Raw genomic sequence first — 21834 nt, forward strand, 5'->3', positions numbered from 1 at the left:
GCGCCAGCGCGTAATAGCCGAGCTCGAAGCGGACCTGGTCGTTGCCCTTGCCGGTGGCGCCATGGCTGACCGCGTCGGCATTCACCTGGCGCGCGATCTCGATCTGGCGCCTGGCGATCAGCGGCCGCGCGATGGAGGTGCCGAGCAGGTACAGCCCCTCGTACAGCGCATTGGCGCGCATCATCGGAAAGACATAGTCGCGGACAAATTCCTCGCGCAGGTCGTCGATGAAGATATGCTCGGGCCTGACCCCCATCAGTTCGGCCTTGGCGCGCGCCGGCGCCAGTTCCTCCCCCTGGCCCAGGTCGGCGGTGAAGGTCACGACCTCGCAAGCATAGGTCTGCTGCAGCCATTTGAGGATGACGCTGGTGTCGAGCCCGCCCGAATAGGCCAGGACGACTCTGTTGATCTGCTCGGTCATGGCGCGGGGCCTTACGGCAGCGGCGCGATCTTGACCACCGCATCGATCTCGACCGCGGCGCCGCGCGGCAATGCCGCCACCCCGACCGCGCTGCGGGCGTGCTTGCCGGCCTCGCCGAACAGCGCCTCGAGCAGGTTGGAGGCGCCGTTGGCGACCTCGGGCTGGTCGGTGAAGTCGGGCGCGGAGGCGACGAAGACGCCCAGCTTGACGATCCGTTCGACCCGGCCGAGGTCGCCGCCCAGCGCGGCGCGCATCTGCGATACCAGCATCAGCGCGCACAGTTCGGCGGCTTCCTGTCCCGCGACCTTGTCCATCCCGTCGCCCAGCCGGCCGGTCACCACCTTGCCCTCCTTGAACGGCAGCTGCCCGGAAATATGCAGCAGCCCGCCGGCATCGACCGACGGGACGTAGGAGGCGACCGGCGCCGCCGCGGTCGGCAGCGCCAGGCCCAGTTCCTCCAGCTTGCGGGCGATGCGATCGGTCATGCGGATACTCCTGTTGAGGCGATGGCCGGAACCCCGGCGGCAAAGCGCGCGGCGATCCAGGGATAAGCAAGCGTCCAATCGTCGATCCGGGCATGCGCGTCAGGCGCGGGCGGCACGTGCGGGGCCATGGCCGGCTCGGCGATCAGATGGAGGCGGTGGACCCCGGGGGCGTGCCTGGCGACCGAGGCGTGGTGCACCGCCAGGTCATCGACGAACACCGTCACGCTGGGGGAAAATTCGGTGACCAGGGCGGCGACCGGGCCGCCCTTGCCGCCATGGTTGGTCTCGACGCGGTGGCGGATGCCGTGCGCGGCCAGTTGCGTGACGCGATGGTCGCGGCAATGGTCGCCCAAATTGGTGAGGATGACGATGTCGGCCTGGTCCGCCAGCATCGCCAGCGCCTCGGCCGCGCCGGGGACCAGCGTCTGCCGCGCCATCTCGGCGGGAAAGAACTGGTCAAGGATCGCCCACATTTTCTCGCGCGCGACCAGCGTCCCGTCGGCATGGCGCAACGCGGTGGCGAAATCGCCGCCATCGGGGGTGAAGGCGATATCGTGGCGTTCACGCAGCCACGGACCGAAATGCCGCACCATGTGGAGCAGCACCTCGTCGCAATCGCAGATCAGGAGCGCCCGGCTCATATGTCCAGCTGGCGGCGCGCGGCGACCAGGGCCGCCGGCGGGACGCCGATACCGTCGGCGCAGGCGACCAGGTCCGGCTCATGCGATTCGAGGAAGCCGAGTGCGGCGGCCAGCACGGCGCGGTCGCTCGCGCGGTGACGCAGGTCGCGCGGATCGAGGCCGGTCACCGCGAGTAGGCGATTGGCCCGCTCCGGGTCGGCCAGGCTCCAGACCAGCGCCTGGAGCGCCAGCGTCACCGGATCGTGATTGGTCTCTGGCACCGGCATCGCTATCATGGTCTTTCAAGGAGGCGATCCCCGTTGGCAAAGCGCGTGCTGGTTGTCGAGGACAACGAACTTAACCTGAAGCTGTTCTGCGACCTGTTGCGGGCCCACGACTTCGCCACCGAGCCGGTTCGCGACGGGCGCGAGGCGCTGGACCGCGCCCGCGACTTCTCGCCCGACCTGATCGTGATGGACATCCAGCTGCCGCATGTCAGCGGGCTGGACCTGATCGTCGACATCCGCGCCGATGATGCGCTTCGAATGATCCCGATCATGGCGGTGACCGCCTATGCCGGGCGCGAGGACGAGGATCGCATCCGCGCCGCCGGGGCCGACGCTTATGTGTCGAAACCGATTTCGGTGTCGCGATTCGTCGAGGAGGTGCGCGGGCTGCTATAGGCCAGTGCGCGCCAGTTACCGCGCGCCTTTACTTGATCTTGGCTTCCTTGAACTCGACGTGCTTGCGCACGACGGGATCGTACTTGCGGAAGGTCAGCTTCTCGGTCTGGGTGCGCGGGTTCTTCTTGGTGACATAGAAGAACCCGGTGTCGGCCGTGCTGACGAGCTTGATCTTGACGGTGGTCGGCTTGGCCATGACCCGAATTCCTGCTGGTTGGAAATGCGAAAGGCGGCGGAAACCGGGTCCGCCGCCACAGGCGCGCGGCAATGACCCAAGGGGTCAGCATTGTCAAGCCAATGGGTAGAGGGCGGTGGGTCGTTTGAAAATTGGCGCAGGGAATGGCGTCACGTTCCGTTCCCGCTTTCGTGCGCCGGACTGGATGCGGCGGTTTGAACAGGCGTAGATGGCGCGCGCGCGGTGCCGGCGCGTAAATGCTTCCGAGCCCACCACAGGGCCGGCTTTTCGATCGCGATCCAGCTGAGCCACCCGAGCATGGCGGCCAATAGCCAAGTCAATGCCCCCAGCAAGAACAGATTATCCGTTACCTTATACCAGATGAGAAGCTGTTCTACGGGCCAGGCATATAGATAGAGGCCATATGATATGTCTGTCTCATTATTGACCTTGCCCAGCCAGGTTCGCGCGCCAAAGCGCGCAGCTGCGAAGATGAGATAACTTCCCAATACAGCATATGTCATACCGTTCAGCTGGGGGATGAACAGCAAGGCAACAAACGCGACACTTGCGAGAGGTATCGAAATCCTTGAAAAGCCGACACGCTCCCCGATGAGGTAAAAGGTCGAGCCAGCGAGGAACATGCCGATCATTTCGAACAGCGCGGCGGGTGGTCCAGGAAAAAGATTGCGGTTACTGAGCCACAGCAAGCGACCCGCGGGGATGAATCCGGCAAGCACCACCAACAAAAGCGCGGCCGATCCGACGATCATCGGTCGCCTGATCAATCCCATGGCACCGAGAGCGATTACCAGCAGGTAACAGGCGAACTCGTATTGGATCGTCCACATCGCGCCGTTCAACGCCGACCCGATCTCGGCATAATGCGTCCCTGCAAAAGCCCCCAGGAGCATTGGCCTTGCGAGGATCGCGACATGAGCGACGGCGCCGGCCGCGGTTCGCCAGACGCTCTGCTCGAGATAAGCGCCGGCCGCCGGCGCAACGACGAGGAGCGAGAATAGCGACGCGACAATGAAAGCGGGATAGATTCGCGCGATCCGCTTGATGAGATAGGTGCCGGTCGACCCGCTTTTCAGATAGCTGCCCGTGATCAGGTAGCCGCTGATCACGAAAAACCCGTACACTGCGAAACCGCCAAAGGTCATGCCGCCCGTCAGCCAATGCAGGACTTCCCGGTGCGGGTCGCCATCCACGATCTCCGGGGTGTGCGAGACGATCACCAGAGAAGCGAACAGAAGGCGCAGGAAGCCAAAAGCGTTGTCGTGCTCTCCAAAGCGCTCGGGCTTGTCCGCTAGTTTCATGTGCGTTCCAATCGAGGCGGCATAACACGAGGAAGTCGTCGCGGGCTAGGGTTGGCACCCCTAGGCAGGTAGCGTGGCCTATCCGAATTGACGATCCGTGCGGGCCTTGCCGGCTGCCTCCACGCGGCGTCGTTATTCGTAACCTGTCACCGGACAATTAACGCGGGTTTCATGCCTGGTCGGCTAGCGTTTCGGGGGGCAGAGGCGGGGAGCGGGGAATGGTCGACGGCGAATTGCAGGCGCGGATCGTGCGGCTTGACCAGGTCGGGCGCCATTTGCGCGCGGGCGACATGGTCCGCGAAGTCGCCGCGATCCGGAACAGCGCGGAGGCGTACGGCCTGTTGCCCGTCGTCGCCGTGGCCCGCGCACTCGAATCAGCGCTGGCCCACGGCGAAGGCCGGTTGGTCGTGGCCGGCTGGCTGGGCGTATTGCGCGATGCGGGGCAATGCGAGCGGCGCGATGCCGACGCGGCGCGCATCTACTGCGCCGCGGGCGCGGTCCGCCTGACCGGCTGAGCGACCGATGGATGCGCTGATGGCGGCGCTGGTCGCCGCGCTGCTGATCCGCGCGACCGACCGGTCGGCGGTACTGGCGGCGACCGTCGGCGCACGCCACCGGCATTTCGGCGCATTGCTCGGCGTGATCGTTGCCGCGCTGGCGGTGACCCAGGCGTCGGCAGCGATCGGCGGCATCCTTCTTGCCGGTCACCTCAACGCCGATGCGGCCCGGCTGCTGCTCGGCTTCGCGCTGATCCTGGCGGGCGGCGGCGCGTTGATGCCGCCCAAGCCCGTCGGGCCGCCGGCCGACCGCCGGCCGATAGTGGCCACCTTCGTCCGGCTGGTGGCATGGGGACTGGGCGATCGTACCCAATTCGCGACGCTGGTGGTGGCGGCCGGCGGCCTGCCGGTGCCGGCGGCGATCGGCGGCGCGATCGGCGGGGTCGCGGTGCTGGCCGCCGCGGCGCTGGCGGGCGAGGCGACCTGGCGGGCGCTGCCCCATCGCGCGATCGGCATCGCCATCGGCGTCGTGCTGATCGCCACGGGTGCGTGGCTGGCGGTATCGGCGCTGCGGCTCGTCTGACCGGCGGCCCGATCCCATCGTCGTTAAAATAGCGGCGCGCGTGGAGCATTTGCGATATTGGACCGTTGTCGCAACGAACCAGTCATATGGAGCTGTCGATGGCAACCGCCGAACTCAAGACCCCGACCGATCTCAAGGGCAATGCCGCCCGGACCGTCGCCGATGCGCTGAACGGCATCCTGGCCGACAGCTTCGCGCTTTATCTCAAGACCAAGAATTTCCACTGGCACGTCTCGGGCCCGCATTTCCGCGATTACCACCTGATGCTCGACGAGCAGGCCACGCAGATATTTGCCGTGACCGACGACATCGCCGAGCGGGTGCGCAAGACCGGCAACACCACCTTGCGCTCGATCGGCGACATTGCGCGGCACCAGACGATCGTCGACAACGACAAGGAGTTCGTTCCGCCGGCCGCCATGCTGAGCGAGCTGCGCGACGACAACCTCAAGCTGGTCGAGGCGCTGCGCGAGGCCAAGGACCTGGCCGACGAGGCCAAGGACAATGCCACCAGCGGCATGATCGATGTCTGGACCGACGAGGCCGAGCGCCGCGCCTGGTTCCTGTTCGAGGCAAGCCGCCAGACCTGAGGGGGAACCCTTGGGGCAGCCGCGCGCTTTGAGGCTGTCGATGCGGGAAGGAAGAACATGCTGCGCTGGGCCGTCATCTTTGCCGTCGTCGCGCTGGTCCTGGGGCTGCTGGGGTTCGGCGGCGCGGCCAGCGCCTTTGCCGGCATTGCCAAGCTGCTGTTCTTCCTGGCGCTGGCGGTCTTCCTAGTGTTCCTGGTGCTGGCGATCGCCGCCGGACGCGCGGTCAAGGACGCCGTGGATTAGGGTGCGCTGACTTTCGGCCCCAGCGTCAGCAGCCAGAGGTCGGGCGGCGCGCCCAGGCGCAGCGACACGCCGCTGGCGCCAAGCCCGCCGGTCACGACGATGATATGCGATCCCTCGACGATCAGCCCGCAACGGAACCGGTTGCCGTAACGCGAAACCTCGCTGAGCGGGCCGAACAGCGGCAGCACCACCTGCCCGCAATGCGTATGCCCGGCAAGCAGCAGGGTCGTGTCGTCGGGCAGCATCGGCGCGAGATCGGGCGAATGCGTCAGCAGCACGCGCGCCCCGGGCAGGCGGCGCAGCGCGGCCAGCGTCGCGGGCAGATCGGCATGGCCCGAAAAGTCGTCGCCGACCCCGCCAAGCGCCAGCGGTCCGCGCACGATCGCCTGGTTTTCCAGGACAATGATGCCGGCGCTCGCCAGTTGCGCGCGAACCGTGGCCGCTCCGGTCCAATTGTCGTGATTGCCCATCACCGCGACCACGCCGAGCCGCGCCCGCAGCCGCGACAGCGGCGCGACCATCGCCGGGCCGAGCCGCTCGGCGCCGCGCGGATCGTGCCCGAAGATGAAATCGCCGGCGATCAGCACCAGATCGGGGCGAAGTGCGTCGATCTGCATGACGATGCGGTCGAGCCGGGCGGCGTCCATCGCGGCGGTGCCGATATGGATGTCGCTGATCAGCACCATGCGGACCGGCGCGGCGCCCGCCGGCCAGCCGGGCAATGCGATCCGTGCGGTGCGTACCACCGGATCGTGCCGCGCCTCGGCAAAGGCATAAGTGAGGATTGCCATTCCGATCAGGACCGCAAGCCCGAGGACTCTGAGCAACAATCGTTTCATGCTGCAATGCAGTACAATAGCCGGGGGGCTGGCGGAAGCCGTCGCCCGGGGCGATGCTGATCGGGCCATGCACGCTTTCGCCCAACTCCTCGATTCGCTCATCTATACGCGATCACGCAACGCCAAGCTGAAGCTGATCGGCGATTATCTGCAGGCCGCGCCCGATCCCGATCGCGGCTGGGCGATGGCGACGCTGACCGGCGATCTGGATCTGCCCGCGGTCAAGCCCGCCGTGATCCGCGCGCTGATCGAGGCGCGAGTCGACCCGGTGCTGTTCAGGATGAGCCGCGACTATGTCGGTGATACCGCCGAGACGGTGGCGTTGCTGTGGCCGGGGGCGGAGGACGGCGCGGGCGAGCCGCTGAGCGTTTCGGCGGTGGTCGAGCGGCTCGCCACGCTGTCGCGGTCGGACGCGCCGGCCGCGCTAGCGGCGATGCTCGACCGGATGGATGCCGAGGAACGGTTCGCGCTGCTCAAGATGGCGACGGGGGCGCTGCGCATCGGCGTGTCGGCGCGGCTGGCCAAAACCGCGCTGGCGCATGCGTTCGGCGTGACGGTGGAGGGCGTGGAGGAGGTGTGGCACGCGATCCGCCCGCCTTATGCCGACCTGTTCGACTGGATCGAGGGACGCGGGCAACAGCCGAGCGCGGGCGACGTGCCGGTGTTCCGTCCGTTCATGCTCGCCCACCCGCTGGAGGAACTGCGCGTCGACCTGGCGGATTTCGCCGCGGAGTGGAAATGGGACGGCATCCGTGTCCAGTTGGTCCATGTCGGCGGCGAGACCCGGCTCTACAGCCGCGCCGGCGACGACATCACCCGCAGCTTTCCCGAGATTGCGGGCGCGTTCGCGACCCCGGCCGTGTTCGACGGCGAACTGATGGTGCGTGGCGAGGTGCAGGGCGGCACGCTCGATGAAGGCGGCGGGGCGGCCAGCTTCAATGCCCTGCAGCAGCGATTGGGGCGAAAAACGGTGTCGCCGCGGATGATGGCCGATTATCCCGCCTTCGTCCGGCTGTACGACATCCTCTTCGATGGCGCCGAGGATCTGCGGACGCTGCCGTGGACCGCGCGCCGCCGGCGGCTCGAAGCGCTTGCCGCCAGGCTCGATCCCGAGCGGTTCGACGTCAGCGCGCTGATCGATGCGGCCGATTTTGAGGCGCTGGAGGCGATCCGTGCCGGTGCGCGCGACGCCGCGATCGAGGGCGTGATGCTCAAGCGGCGTGATTCGGACTATGTCGCCGGGCGGCGCACGGGCCTGTGGTACAAGTGGAAACGCGATCCGCTGACCGCCGATTGCGTGATGATGTACGCGCAACGCGGCAACGGCCGCCGCTCGTCCTTCTACAGCGACTATACGTTCGGCTGCTGGACCGAGGACGGCGAGCTGTTGCCGGTCGGCAAGGCCTATTCGGGGATCACCGATGCGGAGTTGAAGATGCTCGACGGCTTCGTGCGCAACCATACGCTCGCCCGCTTCGGCCCGGTGCGCGAAGTCGAAAAGACGCTGGTGCTCGAAGTCGCGTTTGATTCGATCCACCAATCGAAGCGCCACAAATCCGGGCTGGCGATGCGCTTCCCGCGCATCCACCGCATCCGCACCGACAAGCCCGCGGCCGAGGCCGACCGCGTCGACACGCTGCGCCGGATGGCGACCTGATCCGGAACGCCGGCGCCGTTCGTGCGGTTGATGCGCAAGGAGATCGACCGTGAGCGATAAAGACCAGCGCGACATACCGCCCGATAACGGCAAGCGGGCGTCGATCGACACCAGGACCGGCGCGGTGCACGGCAGCGGCAGCGGCGCGGGTGGCGGCAATCCCGGCGAGGATTTCGACCAGGATGCCGCGACGGGCGATGGCTATCAGCGGACCGGCGCGGACGGGGAGGACGAGGTGATCGACGCCGCTGCTCGCGATTGAGGTGAGTTCGGCCCCGGCTACCGACTCCAGCGCGCCCAGATCGCGGTGGGCAGCAGCAGTCCGCGTGCTTCCTCGCGAACCGCCAGTTCGCCGGCCTCGACCGTGCCCGGCAGGTCGGCAAAGGCCTGGGCGACCAGCTCGCCGATCGCCAGCGCCGACATCCGCACCGCATAGACCGTCAGGAACAGGAAGCGCGATTGCGCGTCGAGCAGCCGGCGGCAATCCGCGACCAGTCCCGGCAGCCCTTCCTCAAGCCGCCACACCTCGCCCTCCGGCCCCCGCCCGAACTTGGGCGGATCGAGCAGGATGCCGTCATAGCGCCGCCCGCGCCTTACCTCGCGCGCGGTGAATTTAGTCGCGTCGTCGGTTATCCAGCGGATGGGCCGATCGGCCAGGTCCGACAACAGGGCATTGGCGCGCGCGCCGTCGACCGACTTCCTCGAGGCGTCGACATGGACCATCCGTGTGCCCCTGGCCGCCAGCGCCAGCGTGGCGACCCCGGTATAGCCGAACAGGTTGAGCGCTTCGGGCTCGTCGACGCCATCCAGCCGCTCGCGCATCCACGACCAGACCGGCGTCATGTCGGGAAAGAAGCCGAGATGGCGGAACGGTGTCGCCTGCGCGATGAAGGCGACGTCGTCCCAATGCAGCGGCCAGCCATCGCGCGGCACCTGGCCGGTGAATTGCCAGCGCCCGCCGCCTTCCTCGTCCGAACCGGGAAGGAATTCGCCGTCGGCATGCCAGTCGGCGCCGGCGGGCGCCCACATCGCCTGGGGCTCGGGACGGATGAAGCGGAAGCGGCCGTACCGCTCGATCTTGCGGCCATGCCCCGAATCGATCAGGCCGTAATCGGCCCACGGCCCGCCGATCAGCGTGGCGAGCTTCACGTTGCGGCGTTGGCGGCGACGTATCGGGCGACCGCCTCCATCGTGGCCGGCAGGACGGTGAAGCGCTCCTCGCGATCGAACAGCGTGCCGACCCGCGCGGGCAGGGCCGGGCGGAACCCCGTCGCGCGCTCGACCGCGTCGCGGAACTTGGCCGGATGCGCGGTCGCCAGCGTGACGATCGGCACGTCGAGCGCGGCTGCCTGCGCGGCGCCCAGCCCGATCGCGGTATGCGGATCGATCACCTGCCCGCCATGCTCATGCGCCCAGCGCATCGCCAGCGCCATGTCGTCCAGGTCTATCCGCGTCGCCGTGAAAAGGTCGGCCGCACCGGTCAGCTGCGCATTGGTCAGGCGCAGCGCGCGGGTCTCCTCGAAACTCGCCATCTGATTGCCGAGCGCCGCGCCATCGCGCCCGCCCAGATCGAACAGCAGCCGCTCGAAGTTCGAGCTGACCTGAATGTCCATCGACGGCGTCGGTGTCGCCACCACCGCGCGGCTGGAATAATCTCCGCCGGCCAGCGCACGCGCGAGGATGTCGTTGACGTTGGTCGCGACGATCAGGCGGGCGACGGGTAAGCCCATCCGCGCAGCGACATAGCCGGCGAAGACATCGCCGAAATTGCCCGTCGGTACGGCAAAGGCGATTGCGCGATCGGGCGCGCCGAGCCGGACCGCGGCATAGAAATAATAGACGATTTGCGCCATCAGCCGCGCCCAGTTGATCGAATTGACCGCCGACAGCCGGAGGTGCGCAAGTGGCCCCACGCCCGCCGCTTGCGCGTTGAACATTCCTTTCACCAGGCCTTGAGCGTCGTCGAAACTGCCCTCGATCGCGATGTTGTGGATGTTGGGCGCGAGCACCGTGGTCATCTGGCGCCGCTGGACGTCGGACACGCGGCCATGGGGATGGAGCATGAAGACCTCGACATGCTCGCGGCCGGCCAGCGCGTCGATCGCCGCCGATCCGGTATCGCCGCTGGTCGCCCCGATCACCGTCAACGGGCGCTCGGCACCGACCAGGAATCGTTCAAACAGCAGCCCCAGCAATTGCAGCGCGACGTCCTTGAACGCCAGCGTCGGCCCATGGAACAGTTCGAGCAGCCAATGCTGGTGGTCGAGCTGAACCAACGGCGTCACCGCATCGACCGCGAACCGGCCATAGGCCTGGCGGCACAAGCCGCGCAGCGCCTCCTCGTCGATCGACTCGCCGACAAAGGGCAGCATCACGCGCACCGCCGTCTCGACATAGCTCAGCCCCGCCAGGGCGGCGATCGCCTCACGCGACAGGATCGGCCAGCTTTCGGGCAGGTACAGGCCGCCATCCCTTGCCAGCCCGGCCAGCGTCACCTCGCGGAAATCGAGCGCGGGGGCGGCGCCGCGCGTGCTTACATATCTCATCTCAGACCCGTCGTATCCGTCGCCACACCGCCAGGCCATAGATGATGAGGGCAACCGCGGCGAACAGGAACCATTGCACGCCATAGGCCAGATGATTATTGGGCATCGCGTCGATCGATGGCGCGGGATTGGCGGCCAGGCCGGGGGCGGGGCGGCTGGCGACCAGCATCAGTTCGGCGGGCGGCTGCTTGCCGAACAGTCCGGCGATCAGCGAGCGGTGATCGGGCGCGTGGCTGATGATGCCGCTTACCCTGCCGCCACGCCACGCCGGCTTCGCATCGGGATCGCGCGTCGTACCGAGCTGGACGGTAAAGCCGGGCCCTTCGATGCCGGTGCGGCATCGTGCGATTACCCGAAAGCCGCGCGCGCCCGCGCCCTCGACCGCGAAGCTCACCGGCTGGAGGCAGAAGCCGCTCGCCCGCCGGAACAGCAGGTCGTCGCCGACCGGCACGCGCGGAAAGGCGATCGGCGGCCGGGTCGGATTGGCCGCTAGCTCGCGCAGATAGGCGAGCTTCTTCGGCCGTCGGTCGAACAGCTGCCAGAAGCCCAAAGCGATCATCGCGGCCACCGCCAGCGCGACGATCGCGGTCGCCACCACGGGAAAGCGTTTCATGGCTGGTCCTGCGAGATCCGGCCCTCCTGCGCGGCGTTGCGATATTCCAGCGCAAGCAGCACGCCCTTGGAGGCGCGCAGCGCGAGCACGACCGCGCCGGTGGTGACCGGCACCCAGACCAGATGCACCCACCATGGCGGATGCGCGGCCAGCTCAAGCGTGATCGCGGCGGCGACGACGATCGTGCCCAGGATCAGCGTCAGGAACGCGGCCGGCCCGTCGCCGACGTTGAACGCCGAATAATCGAGTCCGCAGGCGGGGCATTGCTCGGCAAACCTGGCCCAGCCGTCGAACAAGGTCGGCGCGCCGCAGCGCGGGCACAGCCCCTTCAGCCCGACCTGGACGGGCGCCGGCGCTGCGGCGGCATCAGGCGGTGCCGACACGCCGGGGATCGGGTTGGTGGTCGATCGGCCGACCGGGCGCTGGCGTGACGAAGCTCACGTCCAGCCCGACCCTGATCCGCGCCAGATGCCGGCCGCCGGGCGTCATCCGGCGTGGACCGGAGCGCCCCAGCCGCCCCAGACATAGATGGTGACGAACAGGAACAGCCACACGACGTCGACGAAATGCCAGTACCACGCCGCCGCCTCGAACCCGAAATGCTGGCGTGGAGTGAAATCGCCGCGATAGACGCGGACCAGGTTCACGATCAGGAAAACCGTGCCGATCATGACGTGGAACCCGTGGAATCCCGTCGCCATGAAGAACGACGCGCCATAATTGATGCCCTTATAGGGGAACGGCGCGTCGGCATATTCATAGGCCTGGATCGAGCTGAACAACAGGCCGAGGATGATGGTCAGCCACAGGCCCTTCTTGACGCCGTCATTCTCGCCGACGCCGATCAGGCCCCACAGGCCCTTCATCGCCCCGCCGCGCTGGTTGTGGATCAGCGCGTGGTGCGCCCAGGTCACGGTGGTCCCCGACAGCAGCAGGATGATCGTGTTGAGCAGGGGGAACTTGAAGGCGTTGATCACCTCCAGCCCCTTGGGCGGCCAGGTCGCGGCGGCGGCGGCGGTCGCGTCGGTGATCGCGCTGGTCGCGCCGTCGACATATTGGATCGGCGCCGGGAACAGCGAAAAATCGAAGAACGCCCAGAACCAGCCGACGAAGAACATCACTTCCGACGCGATGAACAGCACCATGCCATAGCGCAGGTGGAGCTGGACGACCGGGGTGTGGAACCCCTCATGCGCTTCCTTGATGACGTTTGCCCACCACGAGAACATCGTGAACAGTACGCCCGCCACACCGGCGAAGAACAGGATGCCGTGGGTGTCGTAGCTGTGCATCCACATGATGCCGCCCGCCGCCATCGCCAGCGCCGAGAACGCGCCGATGATCGGCCAGGGATCGGGTGCCAGGATATGATAATCGTGGTTCTTCGCGCCGGCCATGTCGGTCCTCGTTAAATGGCGTGTCCGCGCCGTCCTAGCCGGGCGTTCTCGCTGAATCCACCGGGTAAAACGTGTAGCTGAGCGTGATCGTGCGGATATCGCTGGCGTCGGCGTCCTTCAGGATCGCCGGATCGACGTAGAAGATCACCGGCATCCGCACCGTCTCGCCGGGCTTCAGCGTCTGCTGGGTGAAGCAGAAGCACTGGATCTTCTTGAAATACACGCCCGCCTGGGCCGGGGTGACGTTGAACGTGGCGGTGCCGGTGATCGTCCGGTCGGACGTATTGGTCGCGGTGAAGAACGCCATGTCGCGCGCGCCGATGTCGATCGTCTCCGATTCGTTTTCGGGCTTGAACTTCCACGCCATGCCCGGCGCGACATTGGTGTCGAAAGCGACCGTGACCTGCCGGTCGGTAGCGCCCGGGGCGCGAATGCCGCGCCCGGTGGTGCCGTTCAGCCCGGTCGCCTGACAGAACATCCGGTAGAGCGGCACGCTGGCCCAGGCGAGCCCGCTCGAACAGCATACCGCAAAGGCCAGCAGCATTGCGGTGCGGTTGGCGCCGGTCATCCCGCCACCCCCGCTTTGATCTTGACGATGGCGAGCGCGAAGATCAGCACGACCAGCGCGCCCAGGATCAGCGCGGTGACGAGCGCGCGGCTGCGGCGGCGCTGGTCGGCGATGCGCTGGTCGTCGGGGGTCATGCCAGCCATCGGTCGACCACCAGGGCCCCGAACAGCACGAACAGATAGGCGATCGAAAAGGCGAACAACCGCCGTTCGGGGCGCATCGTGTCGTCGGGCCCGGCGGTCATGCGTATCGCGACACCGCCGGCGAGAAAGGCAAACCAGGCGGTGGCAGCAAGGGCGGTGAAGCCATAGATCGCACCGGCCAGGCCGAGCGGCCACGGCGCGATCGCCGTTATCGCCATCGGCGCCGTGTAGAGCGCGATCCAGGTCCGCGTAGTGCGCTCGCCGGCGACGACGGGCAGCATCGGGATGCCTGCGGCGGCGTAGTCGGACTTCACGAACAAGGCGAGCGCCCAGAAATGCGGCGGCGTCCACAGGAAGACCAGCGCGAACAGCAGCAGCGGCAGCAGCGAGAGCGAGCCGGTCGCCGCTGCCCAGCCGATCAGCGGCGGAAAGGCCCCGGCGGCGCCGCCGATGACGATGTTCTGCGGCGTGCGCGGCTTCAGCCATATCGTGTAGACCAGCACGTAGAACAGGATCGATGCGGCCAGGATGCCGGCGGCCAGTACATTGGTCGCCAGCCCCATCAGCAGGACAGAAAAGACGCCCAGACCGACCCCAAACTGGAACGCGGTCTCGCCCGCCATGCGGCCGGCGGGCAGCGGGCGGTTTGCCGTCCGGCGCATCCGGGCGTCGATATCGACCTCATACCATTGGTTGAGCGCGCCGGCCGCGCCCGCGCCCAAGGCGATGCACAGGATGGCGGTAAAGCCGATCACGGGGTCGACGTAGCCGGGGGCGGCGAGCAGGCCGCACAGCCCGGTGAACACCACCAGGGTCATCACCCGCGGCTTGGTCAGCGCCAGGAAATCGCGCCAGTCGGCGGGCATCGGAAGGGTCTGGGCGGTCATGGCCTGGGGTGCCTATAGGCGCAGCCGCGCGGCGATGAAAGGTGGCTGTTTGGGGGCGGCAAGCGGAATGACCGGGTGCTGGGATCAGTCGAGGCGCGTCTCGACCACCGCGATCGATGCCTGTGCGGGATTGCCGGTATAGTGGAACCAGATCTGGCGATTGCGGCCGCGGATGGTCCATGTCTCGACCGGATCGCTGCGGATTTCGCCCAGGCCGGGAAGCAGGGCTTGCTTGTCCGCATCGTTGATGGTGTCGATCAAGCTTGCCGGGACGCGCCCCGAGGCGAGGCGTGTCGCCCCCATCCGGAGCAGGTCGGCCTCCACCTTCCTGCGGAGCAGCGGTTCGTCGAAGGTCCTGCGACCGTCGCGCCCGACCAGGGTCGCCAGATAGGTCCGTCCTTCGACATCCTGCAGCGAGGTTCCGTCCCAGAAGCGGAAATGGCCCTTGGCCTGCACGACCGGCGGGTTCCGGGGAACGACCGAGGCGGGCCAGCGCAGATAGGGAAAGCGCGACAGCCGGGGAATGCCCGCCGCCGACGCGGGTCGAGCCGGGCTGGCCGCGCTCTGCAGCAGGGGCGCAATTGCCGCCGCTGCCAGGACGATCATCCTTATCCTGCCGTACATCGCGCCTCTCCCTCTTTGCTTCCCATATCCGGCTTGTGCCGGACTTGGCTATTGGTCTCGCGGGTCGTTGTGGCACATTGCGGGCGGCGGAGCCATTGTACTCGCTTCGCAAGCCTTTAGGGTCGGTCCGGCAACGGGCTGAAGACACCACCGGGCGACAACATCAAGGGGAGGATTGCTGATGAACAAGCGGACGCGATGGATCGCCATTGCCCTGACCGCAGGGCCATTGTCGGCGTGCGCCGGAACATCGAAGGGTGGCGCCACCGACTTCACGGTCCGGACGACCCCGGCTGGGGCAACGGTGGAGACGACCCGGGGCTATCGCTGCACGTCCCCCTGCCGCGTGCCGCTTGGCCCCTATGCGTTTGCCGCCACCGTGTCGCTGCTCGGCTACAAGCCGGTCCAGATCCCGGTCGCCGCCGGGGAAAATCCCGGATCGATCGATATCAACCTGCTGCCCCAGGATCCCGGGGCAGCGGCCCCGGTGCCGGTCGGCGGCAAGTCGCCACCGCAATAGAGTGTTGCGGCAGAGCGGCAACGATCGGGTGACGCAAGGCACCCTTTCGTTTGCCGACCGCGAGCGATCAATGGTGGGTGGCGTCGCCGCCGTCGATCACCGGCAATGTCTCGAACTGGTGGAACGGCGGCGGGCTGGAGAGCGTCCATTCCAACGTCGTCGCGCCATCGCCCCACGGATTGCCGGGCGCCTTGGGTCCCGCGATCAACGACCAGATTATGTTGACAAAGAAGATCACCATGCCAGCCGCCATGATCATATAGCCAACCGTCGCGATGTAGTTCCAATAAGCGAGGCCGTCCTGGTAATCGGGCATGCGCCGCGGCTGCCCCTGCAGCCCCAGGAAATGCATCGGGAAGAACATCACGTTCACGCCGATGAAGAATATCCAGAAATGCGCCTGGCCAAGTAGCTCGTTGTACATACGGCCCGACATCTTCGGGAACCAGTAATAGAAGCCGGCGAACAGGCTGAATACCGCGCCCAGGCTGAGCACGTAGTGGAAATGCGCGACCACGTAGTACGTGTCCTGCATGTAATCGTCGATGCCGCCATTGGCGAGCACCACGCCGGTTACGCCGCCGACGGTGAACATGAAGATGAAGCCGATCGCCCAGACCATCGGCGTCTTGAAGCTGATCGACCCGCCCCACATCGTCGCGATCCAGCTGAAGATCTTGATGCCGGTCGGTACTGCGATCACCATGGTGGCGGCGGTGAAATACATCTTGGTGTTGACGCTCAGACCCGTCGTGAACATGTGGTGCGCCCACACGATGAACCCGACGACACCGATCGCGACCATCGCATAGGCCATGCCCAGATAGCCGAACACCGGCTTCTTGCTGAACGTCGCGATGATCTGGCTGACGATGCCGAAGCCCGGCAGGATCATGATGTAGACTTCCGGATGCCCGAAGAACCAGAACAGATGCTGGTACAGGATCGGATCGCCGCCACCCGCCGGATCGAAAAAGGTCGTGCCGAAATTGCGGTCGGTCAGCAGCATGGTGATGGCAGCGGCGAGCACCGGCAGCGCCAGCAGCAGCAGGAACGCGGTGACCAGCACCGACCACACGAACAGCGGCATCTTGTGCAGCGTCATGCCCGGCGCGCGCATGTTGAAGATGGTGGTGATGAAGTTGATCGCCCCCAATATCGACGATGCGCCCGCCAGGTGAAGCGACAGGATCGCCATGTCCACCGACGGCCCGGGCTCGCCATAGGTCGAGAGCGGCGCATACACCGTCCAGCCGGTGCCGGCGCCGCCGAAGAACGGCGAGGCGAGCAGCAGCGAAAAGGCCGGGACCAGCAGCCAGAACGAAATGTTGTTCATCCGCGGGAACGCCATGTCGGGCGCCCCGATCATGATCGGGACGAACCAGTTGCCGAACCCGCCGATCATCGCCGGCATGACCATGAAGAACACCATGATCAGGCCGTGCGCGGTAATCAGCACGTTCCACAGATGGAGCGAATGGTCGAGACCCTGCTCGCCGCCCGGCAGGTATGACGCCCAATAGCCGAGATACTGGATTCCGGGATGCGCCAGTTCGGCGCGCATCAGGCCCGAGATCGCGCCGCCGATGATTCCCGCGGCGATCGCGAAGATCAGGTACAGCGTGCCGATGTCCTTGTGGTTGGTCGACATGAACCAGCGCGCGAAGAACCCCGGTCTGTGTTCGGCATGATGCTCGTGCGCGTGGCCGTGGCCGCCATGGGACGCGTCGAACGGAAGGGCGGTGGCGCTCATCGGTCAGTTTCCGGGATTGCCGGCGCCGGCGGGGTTGCCGGTGGCGGGCTGGGCAGAAGTGGCGGGTGTGACGGTCGCGTTCTCGGCCGGGCCGGCGGTGTTGGCGGCGACGCCGTTCTCGGTGAGGTCGGCGCCGGGCTGGGCGGGGGTGGCGGTGGAGGGCTTGGCCGCGCTGGCGACAGTGCCGCCCTTGGCGACCACCCAGCGGTTATAGACGGCGAGCGGCACCGCCTCTACCGCGATCGGCATGTACGCGTGACGCGCGCCGCACAATTCGGAACATTGGCCGAAATATAGGCCGGGTTTTTCGATCGTGAAGCTGGTCTCGTTAAGGCGGCCTGGCACCGCGTCCAGCTTGATCCAGAAGGCGGGGACCGCCCAGCTGTGGATCACGTCGTTGGAGGTGGTGATCAGGCGGATCGGCACGCCGACCGGGAGTACCACGCGATTGTCGGTGGCGAGCAGGCGCGGGCCGTCGGCCGGCGTGCGCGTGCGCTCGCCGGCGGCGCCCTGGCCGGATTCCTTAAGCAAATTGGCGGTGATCTCGAACCCGCCATTGTCCGGATATTGATACGACCAATACCATTGGTTGCCGATCGCCTTCAGCGTGATCGCGTTGTTCGGCGCGGGCTTGAACTGCGCCTGGAGCAAGCCGATCGAGGGCACCGCAATGGCGACCAGGATCAACACGGGGAGCAGCGTCCAGATCACCTCGATAACGGTATTGTGGCTGGTCTTCGACGCCACCGGGTTGGCAGCGGCACGATAGCGGATGACTACCCAGATCAGCAACGCCAGCACGAACAGGCAGATGATCGTGATCAGCGGGACCAGGATGCTGTTGTGCATCCACTTGGCGAACTGGCCGTTCTTGGTGACCTGAGGCTGGATGTCGTAGCCGCCGTCGACCGCGTCGCCGATCCCGGCCGTGGGCAGCATCGCCGGCGCGCCGTCCATCGCCAGCATCGGATCAGTCGGCTTGGCGGCAGCGGGCGCCGTCGTCGAAGCGGCTGCAGCGGCGGCGGACGGCGCCTGCGGCGCGGCATGCGCCAGCCCCGCAAAGACCAGTCCGGCGGCCAGCAGGAGCGGCGTGATCCCAGGGAAGCGCATCGTTCGTCGTGACCTCATGTGGCGCCGGCAGGTCCGGCATGGGCTGAGAAAAGCCCCTTTGTCCCGGCCTATACGCTCCACATCCGCGCCGCATCAAGCGCCGACGGCGGTTTTTTGCCGCAGGCGCGTTGCGCGTGCGCAACCATCTTCCTATCACCGCGCCGCCCGCTGGGAGATACGCCGCATGCCTGCCCTATCGACGCCTGCCCTTTCGATGATCGCCCGCCACCGACGCCGCCTGTTGCCCGCCATTGCCGCCCTGACGCTGGTCGGTTCCGCCGGCGACGACCCCCGCCCGGCGCGGATTACGGCGGCGGCGGCGGCGAGCGGGTTTGCCGGCGAGATTCTGGTCGGCGAGGGCGATCGCATCGTCATCGATCGCAGCTTTGGCCTGACCGTGCCGCGGCCGGCGGGCGCGGCCGCCCCCGACGGCGGGTTCGCGCCCGGCGCCGCCTGGCCCTGGGCGTCGGTCACCAAGCAGGTGGTGGCGACCCTGGTGATGCAGCAGGTCGCCGACGGCAGGATCGCGCTCGACGTCCCTGCCGGCCGTTACCTGCCGCTGCTGGCCGGCAAGGTCGCCGGCCCGACCGTGCGCCAGCTGCTCCAGCACCGCGCCGGCCTGCGCAATCCCGACGACACGCCTGTGGGGCCGAACGGCTTTCCGGCTTATTATACCGCGCGTTATCCGACGCTGGGCTGGTGCCTGGGCGGGCGCAAGGCGGCAGGCGGGAAATGGCGGTACAACAATTGCGACTATGTCGTGCTCGGCGCGCTGCTGCAGCAGGTCACCGGGCAGACCGTGCCCGCGCTCTATGCCGAGCGGATCGCGCGGCCGCTAGGGCTGCACGCGCAATTCGTCGCGCCCGACGACCTGCTGCGGCTCGACTGGCCTGGCGGCGGCGGAGTCACCGCCGACGAGCGCCCTGTGTTCGCCCGGTTCGGTGCAGCCGGCGGCCTGGCGGGAACGGCGCGGGACCTGGTGACGTTCGATCAGGCGCTGCTGCACGGACGCCTGTTGCCGGCGGCGGCGCGCGCTGAAATGTGGCGCGGCGATCCCGGACTGGGCTTCGAGGCGCTTGGCCAATGGTCTTTCGACGCCAAGCTGAAGGGTTGCCCGACACCGGTGAAGATCATCGAGCGGCGCGGCGGGATCGGCCGGTTCCAGGCGCGCAACATCCTGCTGCCCGACCAGGATATGTCGATCGTCATATTCACCAACCGCGGCGATTTCGACTTTGGCGAAGTCTGGCAGGGCAAGGGGTTCTCCTACGACCTGCTCTCGGCGGCGGCGTGCCCGTGACCGGTGGTTTGCGTCTGGGGGTGAACATCGATCACGTCGCGACCGTGCGCAACGCGCGCGGTGCCGGCTATCCCGATCCGGTGCGGGCCGCCCTGCTCGCCGCCGAGGCGGGCGCGGACGGGATCACCGCGCATCTGCGCGAGGACCGGCGGCACATTACCGACGACGATATCGCGCGGCTGTCGGCCGAACTGCCGGTGCCGCTCAATCTGGAGATGGCGGCGACCGACGAGATGCTGGCGGTCGCGCTGCGCCACCGCCCGCATGCCGCGTGTATCGTCCCCGAAAAGCGCGAGGAGCGCACCACCGAGGGCGGGCTGGATGCCGCCGGGCAGTTCGACCACCTCGCGCCGATGGTCGCCATATTGGGCCGGGCGGGGGTGCGGGTCTCGCTGTTCATCGAGCCCGCCGCCGAGCAGGTCGATGCCGCGCGGCGCCTGGGTGCGCCGGTCGTCGAGCTGCATACCGGCCGCTATTGCCACCTGGACGGTGCCGCGCGGAGCGACGAACTGCGCCGGATCGTCGATGCCGCCGCGCTGGCGGCGAAGAACGGCATCGAGTCGCATGCCGGCCACGGCCTGACCTTCGACAATGTGGCGGCCATCGCCGCCATTCCGCAGCTCGCCGAACTCAACATCGGTCATTTCCTGATCGGGGAGGCGATCTTCGACGGGTTGGGCGCGGTGGTGGCGCGGATGCGCGCCCTGATGGATATGGCGCGGTGAGCGACGCGGTTCGTTTCTCCGCGGCATGGGGACGGGGACCGGCCGCAGGATGCTGGAGGTCCTATCCATGATCATCGGTCTCGGTTCCGACCTGTGCAGCATCGAGCGCATCCAAAGCTCGCTCGACCGGTTTGGCGCGCGGTTCGAGGGTCGGTGCTTCACGGCGCACGAGATTTCGCGTGCCGGTCGCCGGCCGCTAGGCCGCGCGGCGACGCTCGCCAAGCGATTCGCCGCGAAGGAGGCTTTTTCGAAGGCGGTCGGAACCGGATTTCGCGCCGGGGTGTTCATGCGCGACATCGGCGTGGTCAATGCGCCGTCGGGCGCGCCGACGCTGGCACTGACCGGCGGCGCGAAGGCCAGGCTTGACGCCATCACCCCCGCCGGTCACCTGATACGAATGCACCTGACGTTGACCGACGACCATCCCTGGGCGCAGGCATTCGTCGTGATCGAGGCGGTACCGGCCGGATAGGCTGCCCGCCAGGCCATGCCGATCAGGGGCCAAAGCTGATCAAGGCCAAGTTTGATCAAGGACAGGCGATGAGCGACGAGTTGGCGTTGAACGAAACCAAGGACGACCCCGCCGTCCCGCCCGACGTGGCGACGGCGGAACAGCCGGCCGCACCCGCCAGGCGCTCTCGCGCGGCGGCGTGGCGGTCCGAGGCGGTCGGCATCTTCTGGCTGGTGCTCGCGGTGCTCGGCTTTCACAGCTTGGTCGCCAAGCCGTTCTACATCCCGTCCGAATCGATGCTCCCCGGGCTCCTGGTCGGCGACCAGCTGGTGGTCAGCAAGTTCCCCTATGGCTGGTCGTTCGTCTCGCCCACCTTCCACGTCCTGCCGTTCATCCGCGGCCGGTTGTTCGGCGGGCTTCCCGAACGCGGCGATATCGTGATCGCCAGCCCCCCGGGCAGCCGCGAGGATTACATCAAGCGCGTCATCGGCCTGCCGGGCGACCGGCTGGAGGTACGCGACGGCGTCGTCGTGCTGAACGGCGTGCCGGTAAAGCGCGGGCCGCTCCATGATTTCGACATCCCCGATTATGGCGGCGTGGCGATGGGCGACGGCACCAGAACCTGTGATCCCGGGCAATATCCCGGCGCGCTGTATCGCGCGCGCGACGGCAGGATGCATTGCCGCCTGCCGCTGGTGACCGAGACGTTGCCGAACGGCCGGACCTATGACACGGTCGAGCTGGGCTGGAGCACGGGGGATAATTTCGGGCCGATCACCGTTCCCCCGGACAGCGTGTTCCTGATGGGCGACAATCGCGACCGGTCGGCCGACAGCCGCTTTCCGGTCAGCGAGCTTGGCCTGGGCGGCGCGGTGCGGTGGGAGAATCTGGGCGGTCGCGCGGAGTTCCTGACCTTTTCCAATGACGGCAGCGGCACGTGGGACCCGCGTACCTGGCCGGGTGCGCTGCGCGGCGGACGCAGCGGGCTGACCCTCCACGCCAAGCGAAAGGCCGTTCGGTGAGCGAGCATGAAACGGACCAATTGACCGACGAGGATCACGTCATCGACGTCGTCGCCGGCC

The 21834-nt window shown here is 67.3% G+C and carries 31 protein-coding genes; 12 read left to right on the forward strand and 19 right to left on the reverse strand.

Annotation, left to right across the window (positions count from 1 at the left end; all coding sequences use genetic code 11):
* The 4 genes from ACFE7K_RS12580 to ACFE7K_RS12595 all read right to left on the reverse strand — a co-directional run.
* Window positions 1-421: argininosuccinate synthase domain-containing protein (locus ACFE7K_RS12580; protein ID WP_375398540.1), on the reverse strand; the 421-nt coding region annotated here is incomplete at its 3' end.
* An 11-nt stretch (window positions 422-432) separates the two neighbouring features.
* On the reverse strand, window positions 433-906 hold the full coding sequence (locus tag ACFE7K_RS12585; protein WP_375398541.1) for a RidA family protein: 474 nt from the start codon (window positions 904-906) through the stop codon (window positions 433-435).
* Window positions 903-1547 (reverse strand): HAD family hydrolase, encoded by a 645-nt coding sequence (locus tag ACFE7K_RS12590; protein WP_375398542.1) that lies wholly within the window; start codon window positions 1545-1547, stop codon window positions 903-905. Before ACFE7K_RS12590 ends, ACFE7K_RS12585 begins: the two co-directional genes overlap by 4 nt.
* Entirely contained in the window at window positions 1544-1813 is a 270-nt protein-coding gene (locus tag ACFE7K_RS12595) for a DUF3572 domain-containing protein (protein ID WP_375398543.1), read from the reverse strand. Before ACFE7K_RS12595 ends, ACFE7K_RS12590 begins: the two co-directional genes overlap by 4 nt.
* A 33-nt stretch (window positions 1814-1846) precedes the next feature.
* Between ACFE7K_RS12595 and ACFE7K_RS12600 the strand changes: the two genes are divergently transcribed.
* Window positions 1847-2209, forward strand: coding sequence for a response regulator (locus tag ACFE7K_RS12600; RefSeq protein ID WP_375398544.1), 363 nt, complete (start codon window positions 1847-1849; stop codon window positions 2207-2209).
* A 28-nt stretch (window positions 2210-2237) separates the two neighbouring features.
* Here the strand turns inward: ACFE7K_RS12600 and rpmG are convergent, their stop codons facing one another.
* Together rpmG and ACFE7K_RS12610 are read right to left on the reverse strand one after the other, a co-directional pair.
* The gene (gene rpmG, locus ACFE7K_RS12605; protein WP_375398545.1) at window positions 2238-2405 is read right to left on the reverse strand and encodes a 50S ribosomal protein L33; all 168 of its coding nucleotides are present in this window, start codon (window positions 2403-2405) and stop codon (window positions 2238-2240) included.
* 149 nt (window positions 2406-2554) lie between these two features.
* Window positions 2555-3706 (reverse strand): acyltransferase family protein, encoded by a 1152-nt coding sequence (locus ACFE7K_RS12610; RefSeq protein ID WP_375398546.1) that lies wholly within the window; start codon window positions 3704-3706, stop codon window positions 2555-2557.
* A 218-nt stretch (window positions 3707-3924) separates the two neighbouring features.
* Between ACFE7K_RS12610 and ACFE7K_RS12615 the strand changes: the two genes are divergently transcribed.
* The 4 genes from ACFE7K_RS12615 (at window position 3925) to ACFE7K_RS12630 (ending at window position 5619) form a co-directional block, all read left to right on the forward strand.
* Entirely contained in the window at window positions 3925-4221 is a 297-nt protein-coding gene (locus ACFE7K_RS12615; protein WP_375398547.1) for a hypothetical protein, read from the forward strand.
* Between the two features lie 7 nt (window positions 4222-4228).
* A complete protein-coding gene (locus ACFE7K_RS12620) occupies window positions 4229-4786 on the forward strand; it encodes a TMEM165/GDT1 family protein (protein ID WP_375398548.1) in 558 nt (185 codons plus the stop codon).
* A gap of 98 nt (window positions 4787-4884) precedes the next feature.
* The gene (locus ACFE7K_RS12625; protein ID WP_375398549.1) at window positions 4885-5376 is read left to right on the forward strand and encodes a Dps family protein; all 492 of its coding nucleotides are present in this window, start codon (window positions 4885-4887) and stop codon (window positions 5374-5376) included.
* 57 nt (window positions 5377-5433) lie between these two features.
* Window positions 5434-5619 (forward strand): DUF1328 domain-containing protein, encoded by a 186-nt coding sequence (locus ACFE7K_RS12630; RefSeq protein WP_375398550.1) that lies wholly within the window; start codon window positions 5434-5436, stop codon window positions 5617-5619.
* On the opposite strand, the gene ACFE7K_RS12635 is transcribed toward ACFE7K_RS12630, so the two are convergent.
* Complete coding sequence (locus tag ACFE7K_RS12635) at window positions 5616-6410, reverse strand: metallophosphoesterase (RefSeq protein ID WP_375398551.1); 795 nt, start codon at window positions 6408-6410, stop codon at window positions 5616-5618. The genes ACFE7K_RS12630 and ACFE7K_RS12635 overlap by 4 nt on opposite strands.
* Before the next feature lie 115 nt (window positions 6411-6525).
* On the opposite strand from ACFE7K_RS12635, the gene ACFE7K_RS12640 reads away from it, so the two are divergent.
* A complete protein-coding gene (locus ACFE7K_RS12640) occupies window positions 6526-8115 on the forward strand; it encodes a cisplatin damage response ATP-dependent DNA ligase (RefSeq protein WP_375398552.1) in 1590 nt (529 codons plus the stop codon).
* A 49-nt stretch (window positions 8116-8164) separates the two neighbouring features.
* Window positions 8165-8377 carry a hypothetical protein gene (locus ACFE7K_RS12645; protein WP_375398553.1) on the forward strand — a complete coding sequence of 71 codons (213 nt, stop codon included), beginning with the start codon at window positions 8165-8167 and terminating at the stop codon, window positions 8375-8377.
* Between the two features lie 17 nt (window positions 8378-8394).
* On the opposite strand, the gene ACFE7K_RS12650 is transcribed toward ACFE7K_RS12645, so the two are convergent.
* From ACFE7K_RS12650 to ACFE7K_RS12695, 10 genes are all read right to left on the reverse strand, one after another.
* Window positions 8395-9264: a class I SAM-dependent methyltransferase gene (locus tag ACFE7K_RS12650; RefSeq protein WP_375398554.1), complete on the reverse strand. Its 870-nt coding sequence runs from the start codon at window positions 9262-9264 to the stop codon at window positions 8395-8397.
* Window positions 9261-10661, reverse strand: coding sequence for a threonine synthase (gene thrC / locus ACFE7K_RS12655; RefSeq protein WP_375398555.1), 1401 nt, complete (start codon window positions 10659-10661; stop codon window positions 9261-9263). Before thrC ends, ACFE7K_RS12650 begins: the two co-directional genes overlap by 4 nt.
* A gap of 1 nt (window position 10662) precedes the next feature.
* Window positions 10663-11274, reverse strand: coding sequence for an SURF1 family cytochrome oxidase biogenesis protein (locus ACFE7K_RS12660; protein ID WP_375398556.1), 612 nt, complete (start codon window positions 11272-11274; stop codon window positions 10663-10665).
* Complete coding sequence (locus ACFE7K_RS12665) at window positions 11271-11657, reverse strand: DUF983 domain-containing protein (RefSeq protein ID WP_375398557.1); 387 nt, start codon at window positions 11655-11657, stop codon at window positions 11271-11273. Before ACFE7K_RS12665 ends, ACFE7K_RS12660 begins: the two co-directional genes overlap by 4 nt.
* Complete coding sequence (locus ACFE7K_RS12670; RefSeq protein WP_375398558.1) at window positions 11641-11763, reverse strand: hypothetical protein; 123 nt, start codon at window positions 11761-11763, stop codon at window positions 11641-11643. Before ACFE7K_RS12670 ends, ACFE7K_RS12665 begins: the two co-directional genes overlap by 17 nt.
* Complete coding sequence (locus ACFE7K_RS12675) at window positions 11760-12671, reverse strand: cytochrome c oxidase subunit 3 (protein ID WP_375398559.1); 912 nt, start codon at window positions 12669-12671, stop codon at window positions 11760-11762. The genes ACFE7K_RS12670 and ACFE7K_RS12675 overlap by 4 nt, the downstream gene beginning before the upstream one ends.
* Window positions 12672-12705: 34 nt before the next feature.
* On the reverse strand, window positions 12706-13239 hold the full coding sequence (locus ACFE7K_RS12680; protein WP_375398560.1) for a cytochrome c oxidase assembly protein: 534 nt from the start codon (window positions 13237-13239) through the stop codon (window positions 12706-12708).
* Window positions 13236-13373, reverse strand: coding sequence for a hypothetical protein (locus ACFE7K_RS12685; RefSeq protein ID WP_375398561.1), 138 nt, complete (start codon window positions 13371-13373; stop codon window positions 13236-13238). Before ACFE7K_RS12685 ends, ACFE7K_RS12680 begins: the two co-directional genes overlap by 4 nt.
* Entirely contained in the window at window positions 13370-14269 is a 900-nt protein-coding gene (locus ACFE7K_RS12690; protein ID WP_375398562.1) for a heme o synthase, read from the reverse strand. Before ACFE7K_RS12690 ends, ACFE7K_RS12685 begins: the two co-directional genes overlap by 4 nt.
* 84 nt (window positions 14270-14353) lie before the next feature.
* The gene (locus ACFE7K_RS12695) at window positions 14354-14893 is read right to left on the reverse strand and encodes a hypothetical protein (protein WP_375398563.1); all 540 of its coding nucleotides are present in this window, start codon (window positions 14891-14893) and stop codon (window positions 14354-14356) included.
* 181 nt (window positions 14894-15074) lie between these two features.
* Here ACFE7K_RS12695 and ACFE7K_RS12700 point away from each other — a divergent pair, with 181 nt between their 5' ends.
* Window positions 15075-15413, forward strand: coding sequence for a hypothetical protein (locus ACFE7K_RS12700; RefSeq protein WP_375398564.1), 339 nt, complete (start codon window positions 15075-15077; stop codon window positions 15411-15413).
* Window positions 15414-15480: 67 nt separating this feature from the next.
* Here ACFE7K_RS12700 and ctaD read toward each other — a convergent pair whose 3' ends face one another.
* Window positions 15481-17166: a cytochrome c oxidase subunit I gene (gene ctaD / locus ACFE7K_RS12705; protein ID WP_375398565.1), complete on the reverse strand. Its 1686-nt coding sequence runs from the start codon at window positions 17164-17166 to the stop codon at window positions 15481-15483.
* A gap of 3 nt (window positions 17167-17169) precedes the next feature.
* Window positions 17170-18276 (reverse strand): cytochrome c oxidase subunit II, encoded by a 1107-nt coding sequence (gene coxB / locus ACFE7K_RS12710; RefSeq protein WP_375398566.1) that lies wholly within the window; start codon window positions 18274-18276, stop codon window positions 17170-17172.
* A gap of 214 nt (window positions 18277-18490) precedes the next feature.
* Between coxB and ACFE7K_RS12715 the strand changes: the two genes are divergently transcribed.
* From ACFE7K_RS12715 to lepB, 4 genes are all read left to right on the forward strand, one after another.
* Entirely contained in the window at window positions 18491-19576 is a 1086-nt protein-coding gene (locus ACFE7K_RS12715) for a serine hydrolase domain-containing protein (RefSeq protein WP_375398567.1), read from the forward strand.
* A complete protein-coding gene (locus ACFE7K_RS12720) occupies window positions 19573-20301 on the forward strand; it encodes a pyridoxine 5'-phosphate synthase (RefSeq protein WP_375398568.1) in 729 nt (242 codons plus the stop codon). Before ACFE7K_RS12715 ends, ACFE7K_RS12720 begins: the two co-directional genes overlap by 4 nt.
* A gap of 67 nt (window positions 20302-20368) precedes the next feature.
* Entirely contained in the window at window positions 20369-20773 is a 405-nt protein-coding gene (gene acpS / locus ACFE7K_RS12725; protein ID WP_375398569.1) for a holo-ACP synthase, read from the forward strand.
* A 68-nt stretch (window positions 20774-20841) separates the two neighbouring features.
* Window positions 20842-21774 (forward strand): signal peptidase I, encoded by a 933-nt coding sequence (lepB, locus tag ACFE7K_RS12730; protein ID WP_375398570.1) that lies wholly within the window; start codon window positions 20842-20844, stop codon window positions 21772-21774.
* Window positions 21775-21834: the final 60 nt, after the last annotated feature.

Source organism: uncultured Sphingomonas sp., assembly GCF_964244265.1.
In the GTDB taxonomy this organism is placed as follows: domain Bacteria; phylum Pseudomonadota; class Alphaproteobacteria; order Sphingomonadales; family Sphingomonadaceae; genus Sphingomonas.